This is a genomic window from Bacillus sp. SG-1 (assembly GCF_000181495.1).
Classification (GTDB): domain Bacteria; phylum Bacillota; class Bacilli; order Bacillales; family Bacillaceae_B; genus Rossellomorea.
The window spans coordinates 1-8,081 of record NZ_ABCF01000100.1 but is presented as its reverse complement, the minus strand read 5'-3'; the positions used below and the strand labels follow the sequence as shown (position 1 = coordinate 8,081).

Here is an 8,081-nt window from a genome sequence, read left to right as displayed (position 1 = left end):
AATGTAAGCAGTAACCTCAATTCCGTTTGTCAAACGTACACGAGCATATTTACGCAACGCTGAGTTCGGTTTCTTTGGTGTCATTGTACCAACACGAGTACAAACACCGCGCTTTTGTGGAGATGAAAGGTTAGTGTTCACTTTCTTGAAGCTGTTATAACCTTTGTTTAAAGCTGGTGATGTAGATTTTGTTGATTTAGATTGGCGTGGTTTACGCACTAATTGATTAATAGTAGGCATGTGAATATCCTCCCTTCTTATATTTTATAAGCCCACACATCCAGGTGGTTCATTTTTGTGTAAAAACAAAGTCTTTGCAGTATCAATGCTGCAAAAACTATTTTACTTGATAATAGCAACAGTTGCCGCCCCAACGTCTATTCCGCATGACTTCCCTAGCTTTCGCATGGAATCAACTCGTGTCACTGGAACGTTCATTTCATTGGCTGCTTGTATGACTTTGGAAGTAACTTTGTGATCAGCATCATCAGCTACGACCAATTGCGATACAAGACCGCTTTTAAGAGCTTTGACTGTCTGCTTTGTTCCTACAATGATTTCACTAGCCTGTGATACTTTTTCATAAGACATAACTTCATCCTCCAAAGTAACAGGTTACAGTATAGGAGCAACCTTGAATATATTATCATCTTAGAAATCTATTGTCAACAACAGAAATGAAATTAATTATAAGGGCGGTGTATTTTATTTACTGTCTTAGCAAAGAGTCTTGTTGATTTTCGCTTCAGGTGCACGACTCCGCGGGGCTCGCAGTGAGCCCCGCGGGAGACCGTATACCTTCGACTTCATTTGAAAAGTTGGAGCCGAATAGCGGTTAAATCAAGAGCTGATTCTTAAAAACAGCTTTCAAATACAGCGCGCCTTATCATTTTTATTCTACTGTTACTGCTTCTTCTGATTCTTTTTCCATCAATGGTTCTGCTTTGCGGTAGCGCTGCATACCTGTTCCAGCTGGAACAAGTTTACCGATGATGACATTTTCTTTCAAGCCGAGAAGTTCATCACGCTTGCCTTTGATCGCTGCATCTGTAAGGACACGAGTCGTCTCCTGGAAGGATGCTGCAGACAAGAATGAATCAGTTTCAAGTGATGCTTTTGTGATACCAAGCAATACCGGACGGCCTGTAGCAGGTACAGATCCTTCAAGGATTGCTTTTTCATTGGCATCCGTAAATTGGTGAATGTCGAGCAATGTACCAGGCAGAACATCTGTTTCACCTGCATCGATTACTCTGACTTTTCTCAGCATTTGACGTACCATTACCTCTACGTGCTTATCGCCGATTTCAACACCCTGCATACGGTATACTTTCTGAACTTCACGAAGCAAGTATTCTTGAACCGCATTTACGTCACGGACTTTCAATAGTTCTTTCGGATCGATAGAACCTTCCGTAAGCTCCTGACCTCTTAACACGCGGTCGTTAACACCGAACTTAAGTCGGGCTGTGTATGGTGCTGTGTAGGTTCTTGTCTCCACTTCACCTTGAACAGTGATTTCGTATTGACGGTCCTTGCCTTCTGAGATTGAGGTGATGACACCTTCGATTTCAGAGATAACAGCCTGACCTTTAGGATGACGCGCCTCAAAGATCTCCTGGATACGCGGAAGACCCTGAGTGATATCGTCTCCGGCAACCCCTCCTGTATGGAAGGTACGCATCGTAAGCTGTGTACCCGGCTCACCGATAGATTGGGCAGCGATGATACCGACAGCTTCCCCTACTTCTACCTTTTGGCCAGTGGCAAGGTTCGTTCCGTAACACTTCTCACAAACACCATGACGTGTATTACAAGTGAATGCAGAACGGATATATACAGACTCAATGCCAGAGTCAACGATTGTTTTAGCAAGATCCTGTGTAATCAATTGATTTTCTTCAGCGATTACTTCTTTTGTCTCAGGATGCTTGATTACACCGCGGGAATAGCGTCCAAGAAGACGTTCTTCCAGTGGTTCGATGATTTCTGTACCATCTTTGATTGAAGCAACATGAAGGCCGCGGTCTGTTCCGCAATCTTCCTCACGGACGATAACATCCTGGGCAACATCAACAAGTCGGCGAGTAAGGTAACCTGAGTCAGCTGTTTTAAGGGCTGTATCGGCAAGACCTTTACGTGCACCGTGAGTGGAGATGAAGTACTCAAGTACTGTTAAACCTTCACGGAAACTTGATTTGATAGGAAGCTCGATGATCCGTCCAGCCGGGTTGGCCATTAGACCACGCATACCCGCAAGCTGAGTGAAGTTAGATGCGTTACCACGGGCACCGGAATCACTCATCATGAAGATTGGGTTGCTTCTGTCAAGTGTAGCCATCAATTTCCCTTGAATTGTATCCTTTGCAGCACTCCAGATCGAAATGACTCTGTCATAACGCTCATCTTCAGTGATCAAACCGCGTTTGAATTGCTTCAGTACGTTATCCACTTTAGATTGAGCTTCCTTCAGAATTTCTTCTTTTTCAGCAAGTACTACGATATCAGCGATACCAACAGTGATACCGGCTTTCGTAGAGTATCTGAATCCAAGATCCTTCATCCGGTCAAGCATGCGGGAAGTTTCAGTAATCGCGAAACGTTTGAAGACTTCAGCGATAACATTTCCAAGGAATCCTTTTTTAAATGGATTGATCAGTTCTCTATTCTTGAACTCTTCCTTAATGTCCGTTGTCGGATCAACGAAGTATTGGTCAGGAGTAACCGTTTCAAGGTTGCTCTGAGTCGGCTCGTTGATATAAGGGAAGCTGTCCGGAAGAATTTCATTGAAAACAATTTTACCAACAGTCGTCAATAGAAGCTGTTTGTTTTGTTTTTCAGTAAATGTCTTATTATTAACGGAACTTGCTGCCACCGCAATACGGGAATGCAAGTGTACATATCCGTTTTGGTATGCAATCAATGCTTCGTTAGCATCGGCAAACGTGCTTCCTTCCCCTTTGGCACCTTCGCGTTCCATAGTCAGGTAGTAGTTACCAAGAACCATATCCTGAGACGGAGTTACAACTGGTTTACCATCTTTCGGGTTAAGGATGTTTTGAGCTGCAAGCATAAGCATTCTTGCTTCAGCCTGAGCTTCAGCAGACAATGGTACGTGGACAGCCATCTGGTCACCGTCGAAGTCTGCGTTATAAGCAGTACATACAAGCGGGTGAAGACGAATTGCTCTTCCTTCTACCAATGTCGGTTCAAACGCCTGAATTCCCAATCTGTGAAGAGTCGGGGCGCGGTTAAGCAATACAGGATGCTCTTTAATTACTTCTTCAAGGACATCCCATACCTCAGGCTGAACTCTTTCGATTTTGCGCTTCGCACTCTTGATATTGTGCGCAATGCCTTTTTCGACCAATTCCTTCATAACAAACGGTTTGAACAATTCAAGAGCCATTTCTTTCGGAAGACCGCATTGGTACATCTTCAAGTTAGGACCAACTACGATTACCGAACGGCCGGAGTAGTCAACACGTTTACCAAGAAGGTTTTGACGGAAACGTCCCTGTTTCCCTTTAAGCATATGAGAAAGGGATTTCAACGGCCTGTTACCAGGACCTGTTACCGGACGTCCTCTTCTGCCGTTATCGATCAATGCATCAACAGCTTCCTGAAGCATGCGCTTTTCGTTTTGAACGATAATGCTTGGCGCACCAAGGTCCAATAAACGCTTCAAACGGTTGTTACGGTTGATCACACGGCGGTAAAGGTCATTCAAATCAGATGTTGCAAAACGTCCACCGTCCAACTGAACCATCGGGCGCAATTCCGGTGGAATAACCGGAAGTACATCAAGAATCATCCAGTCAGGGTCATTCCCCGAGTTACGGAAAGATTCTACCACTTCAAGTCTTTTAATTGCACGGGTACGGCGTTGACCTTGAGCAGTTTTTAGTTCTTCTTTTAAGAAATCGGCTTCTTTGTCCAGATCAATGTCCTGAAGAATCTTCTTGATTGCCTCAGCACCCATTGCCGCCTGGAATTTCACTCCGTACTTTTCACGGTAAGCACGATATTCTTTTTCAGAAAGAAGTTGTTTCTTCTCAAGAGCTGTATCGCCTGGTTCTGTCACTACATAGGAAGCGAAGTAGATGACTTCTTCTAGAGCACGGGGGGACATGTCTAAGACAAGTCCCATACGGCTCGGAATTCCTTTGAAGTACCAGATGTGTGAAACAGGTGCTGCAAGCTCGATATGCCCCATTCTTTCACGGCGCACTTTTGCTTTTGTTACCTCTACTCCGCATCGGTCACAGACAACACCTTTATAGCGGACGCGCTTGTATTTACCGCAGTGACATTCCCAGTCCTTAGTAGGGCCGAAAATACGCTCACAGAACAAGCCGTCTTTTTCAGGTTTTAACGTACGATAGTTAATTGTTTCTGGCTTCTTGACTTCACCATATGACCAAGAACGGATCTTATCAGGTGATGCAAGGCCAATTTTCATATATTCAAAGTTGTTTACATCTAGCAAGGGGCCTACCTCCCTTTTAATCTACAGGTTCTAACCCTATTTGCTTCAGAATCCGGTTACTCTTTTGACCCAACTGTTTCGGATTCCTGTTCATCCTTGTCAGCGATATTTAAAGTATCTGCCTGTTGTGATTCCTCTTCGTCTTCCAAGTCACGCATTTCGATTTCCTCATCGTTGCTTGAAAGGATCTTAACGTCCATACCCAAACTTTGAAGTTCTTTGATCAATACTTTGAATGACTCAGGAACTCCAGGCTCTGGTACATTTTCGCCTTTGACAATCGCTTCATATGTCTTCACACGACCGACAACATCATCAGATTTAACAGTAAGGATTTCTTGCAGTGTATAAGCAGCTCCGTATGCTTCGAGTGCCCAAACCTCCATCTCACCGAAACGCTGTCCACCGAATTGGGCTTTACCACCCAATGGCTGCTGTGTAACAAGTGAGTATGGTCCAGTTGAACGGGCGTGAAGCTTATCGTCAACCATGTGAGCAAGTTTGATCATGTACATGATACCAACTGATACACGGTTATCGAACGGCTCACCTGTACGTCCGTCGTAAAGGACAGTTTTTGCGTCTCTCGCCATGCCTGCTTCTTCGATTGTAGCCCAGACATCTTCCTCACGGGCACCGTCAAATACCGGTGACGCAACGTGGATTCCAAGATATCTTGCGGCCATTCCAAGGTGAAGCTCAAGCACCTGTCCGATATTCATACGCGAAGGTACTCCCAGCGGGTTTAACATGATATCGATTGGTGTTCCGTCTGGAAGGAACGGCATATCTTCCTCTGGAAGGATACGTGAGATAACACCCTTGTTACCATGTCGTCCAGCCATTTTGTCCCCTTCAGAGATCTTACGTTTCTGAACGATATACGCACGAACCAGCTGGTTTACACCTGGAGGAAGTTCATCTCCGTCTTCACGGTTGAAGACTTTGACATCCAATACGATACCGCCGCCGCCGTGTGGCACACGAAGAGAAGTGTCGCGGACTTCACGTGCTTTTTCACCGAAGATGGCATGCAATAATCTTTCTTCTGCTGTAAGTTCAGTTACACCTTTTGGCGTTACTTTACCAACAAGAAGATCGCCGTCTTTCACTTCGGCACCAATACGGATGATACCACGCTCATCAAGATTGCGAAGAGCATCTTCACCAACATTCGGAATATCTCTTGTAATTTCTTCCGGTCCAAGTTTTGTATCTCTGGATTCTGATTCATATTCTTCAATATGAATAGAAGTATATACATCATCTTTAACAAGGCGTTCGCTCATGATGATCGCATCTTCATAGTTGTAACCGTCCCAAGTCATGAAACCAACCATGACGTTACGTCCAAGAGCAAGTTCACCTTTTTCCATTGAAGGACCGTCAGCAAGAATTTCACCTTTTGTTACTCTGTCGCCTTCACTTACGATCGGACGCTGGTTGTAACAAGTTCCTTGGTTGGAACGGATGAATTTCTGCATTCTGTATTTATCAAGATCGCCTTTTACTTCCTGGCCATCTATTTCTTTGATTTGGCGTACCCAAACCTGTTTTGCTTCCACGCGTTCTACGATTCCTTCGTGCCTGCAAATGACAGCAGCACCGGAATCTTTAGCTGAAACATGCTCCATCCCTGTTCCTACAATAGGGGACTCAGGATTCATAAGCGGTACAGCCTGCCTCTGCATGTTCGCTCCCATAAGGGCACGGTTCGAGTCATCATTCTCAAGGAAAGGAATACACGCTGTCGCAGCAGAAACAACCTGTTTAGGTGATACATCCATATAATCGATGCGCTCACGTTTGACAACAGTGTTCTCACCACGGAAACGGGCAATGACTTCATCATCTAGGAATGAACCATCATCGCTCAAGCGGGCATTCGCCTGTGCAACAACATAGTTATCTTCTTCGTCCGCAGTCAAGTAGTCCATACGGTTTGTCACCTTGCCTGTATCTGGGTCGACACGGCGGTAAGGTGTTTCAATGAAACCGAAGCGGTTCACTTTCGCGAAAGAAGATAGTGAGTTGATCAATCCGATGTTTGGACCCTCAGGAGTTTCAATCGGACACATACGGCCATAGTGCGAGTAGTGAACGTCACGCACTTCGAAGCCTGCGCGCTCACGAGTCAGACCACCAGGTCCCAATGCTGAAAGACGTCTCTTATGAGTCAATTCTGCCAGCGGGTTTGTTTGGTCCATGAACTGTGAAAGCTGTGAACTTCCGAAGAATTCCTTAATAGAAGCAATAACCGGTCTGATGTTGATCAATTGCTGCGGAGTGATTGTGTTGGCATCCTGAATGGACATTCTTTCACGAACCACACGCTCCATACGGGAAAGACCGATTCTGAATTGGTTTTGAAGCAATTCACCAACAGAACGAAGACGTCTGTTTCCTAAGTGGTCGATATCATCCGTATCGCCTACTCCGTGAAGCAAGTTGAAGAAGTAACTGATAGAAGAAATGATATCAGCAGGTGTAATGTTCTTGATTTCTTCTTCTACAAACGCGTTACTGATAATGTTGATCTCTTTCTCTCCCTCTTCATTAGGAGAGTAGATTTTAATAGACTGAAGAACTACATCTTCTTCCAAAACCCCGCCTGATTGCTGGTAGGTTTTGAAGCCGATGCCGTTTTCTAGGTAAGGAATGATTTTGTCAAGAGCACGACGGTCAAGCACTGTACCCTTTTCAGCTACAATTTCACCCGTTTCCGGATCTGCAAGCGTTTCTGCAAGAGTCTGTCCGAAAAGACGGTTTTTGATGTGCAGCTTTTTATTCATTTTATAGCGTCCTACATTTGCCAGATCATATCTCTTAGGATCAAAGAAACGTGAAACTAATAGACTCTTGGCATTTTCAACTGTAGGCGGTTCACCCGGACGAAGCCGCTCATAGATTTCAAGAAGCGCTTTCTCAATACCCTCTGTGTTATCCTTTTCAAGTGTATTGCGGATATACTCATTATCACCAATCAGATCGATGATTTCTTGATCAGACCCAAACCCAAGTGCACGCAAAAGAACCGTAACCGGTAATTTACGTGTGCGGTCAATACGCACATGCACTACATCTTTCGCATCTGTTTCATATTCCAGCCACGCACCGCGGTTTGGAATAACGGTAGCAGTGAAGCCTTTTTTGCCGTTTTTGTCCATTTTGCCACTGAAGTAGACACTAGGCGAACGAACAAGCTGTGATACAATAACGCGTTCCGCCCCATTGATCACAAACGTTCCCGTATCTGTCATCAACGGAAAATCGCCCATAAATACATCTTGGTCCTTAACTTCGCCGGTTTCCTTGTTCAACAAACGGACCTTTACTCTTAACGGCGCAGAATATGTTACATCTCGCTCTTTTGATTCTTCCACCGAGTACTTTGGCTCTCCAAGGCTATAGTCAATAAACTCCAAGGAAAGATTACCAGTGAAGTCCTCAATCGGAGAAATGTCGCGAAACATCTCTCTTAATCCCTCATCAAGAAACCATTGATAGGAGGATGTTTGAATTTCGATTAAATTTGGTAAATCTAATACTTCACTGATACGCGCAAAACTTCTGCGTTGGCGGTGTCGTCCAT

Annotated in this window: 3 protein-coding genes and 1 pseudogene; all 4 read right to left on the bottom strand. The window is 44.7% G+C overall.

Going from position 1 to position 8,081, the window contains the following annotated elements; translation table 11 throughout:
• Window positions 1-240: pseudogene (locus BSG1_RS18135) on the bottom strand (30S ribosomal protein S12); the annotation flags it as partial.
• Between the two features lie 102 nt (window positions 241-342).
• Window positions 343-591, bottom strand: coding sequence for a 50S ribosomal protein L7ae-like protein (locus tag BSG1_RS18130; RefSeq protein WP_044023150.1), 249 nt, complete (start codon window positions 589-591; stop codon window positions 343-345).
• Between the two features lie 301 nt (window positions 592-892).
• Window positions 893-4,489 (bottom strand): DNA-directed RNA polymerase subunit beta', encoded by a 3,597-nt coding sequence (rpoC, locus tag BSG1_RS18125; protein ID WP_044023149.1) that lies wholly within the window; start codon window positions 4,487-4,489, stop codon window positions 893-895.
• Window positions 4,490-4,545: 56 nt separating this feature from the next.
• Window positions 4,546-8,081, bottom strand: a 3,536-nt coding sequence (gene rpoB, locus BSG1_RS18120; RefSeq protein ID WP_006838667.1) for a DNA-directed RNA polymerase subunit beta, incomplete at its 5' end; no start/stop codon positions are given.